The organism is Aquibium carbonis (assembly GCF_003970795.1).
In the GTDB taxonomy this organism is placed as follows: domain Bacteria; phylum Pseudomonadota; class Alphaproteobacteria; order Rhizobiales; family Rhizobiaceae; genus Aquibium; species Aquibium carbonis.
In genome coordinates this window covers 1-888 of sequence record NZ_RWKW01000176.1, presented here as the reverse complement: position 1 = coordinate 888, position 888 = coordinate 1, and the positions used below count along the sequence as shown (strand labels likewise).

General features: G+C 71.1%; 1 protein-coding gene and 1 pseudogene. One reads left to right on the top strand and one right to left on the bottom strand.

Annotated features, from left to right (window positions below; all coding sequences use genetic code 11):
* Positions 1 to 75 precede the first annotated feature (75 nt).
* Positions 76 to 261: a hypothetical protein gene (locus tag EJC49_RS25380; protein ID WP_126702702.1), complete on the bottom strand. Its 186-nt coding sequence runs from the start codon at positions 259 to 261 to the stop codon at positions 76 to 78.
* Between the two features lie 193 nt (positions 262 to 454).
* On the opposite strand from EJC49_RS25380, the pseudogene EJC49_RS25375 reads away from it, so the two are divergent.
* A pseudogene (locus tag EJC49_RS25375) lies at positions 455 to 888 on the top strand (hypothetical protein); the annotation flags it as partial.

Sequence of the window (888 nt, the reverse complement as noted above, 5' to 3'; positions counted from 1 at the left end):
TCGGGCGACGGGCGTAAATCCCCCTTCGACGCCCGTCGATGTCCCGAAACCGGTGCCCACTTCGGGCGACGGGCGTCAGGCCTTCTTGGCCTTGCCCTTTCGCCCGGGCGCGCGCTTGTCCGTCGGTGCCCCGCGCTCCGGCGACGTGAAGCGCTCGTAGCGGACCCCCGGAAAGATGACGATGGCGGCCGGCCCGTCCGGTACGGGCCTCGCTCCGCGCGGTTGCGCGCTTGGCGGCGTGAAGCTCAGGATGTTGGTCATGGCTGCGGCGATCCCTGTCGAGGCACTCGGGCACGCTTACGAACGACGCTTCCGCCACACTGCCGCCACAGGGTTAACAGCTCGCTAACACATTGCCGCTAATGCTGTCGGTTGGAAGCGCCGGAGAGGACCGGACGGCAAGCCCGTCCCGCCCGCCCGCCGGCGCAGCGTGTGTCAGGCGTCAGGCGTAGCAGTGTCATCGGTGTTCCGGGAGATCGCGAATCGCAACGAAGGCGGCAAGTCGGACCGGCTGTTCCGCGCCGCCGTCTCGGCCTTCGTCTCGCTGACGCGACCGACGCGCCGCGAGATCGCGCAGCTCGCCCAGCTCACCCTGCCGCTGTTCGATCGCACCTCCACCGAGGCCCGCCGCTATGTCTGCGCCGTCCTGTCGGATTCGCGCCATGCACCGGCCGAGCTCCTGCAGCGCCTGTGCGAGGAGCCGGTCGAGACCTGCGCGCCGCTCCTGATCCGGTCGCCGCTGCTGTCCAACGCCGATCTCGTGCGCATCATCGGGGCGAAGGGCGCGCCGCATGCGCGCGTCATCGCCCGCCGCGGCGACCTGCACCCCGCCATCGCCGCGCTCGCCAATGCGCTGATGCGCGCCGCCGCGCAAGGCGAGGCGCTGGC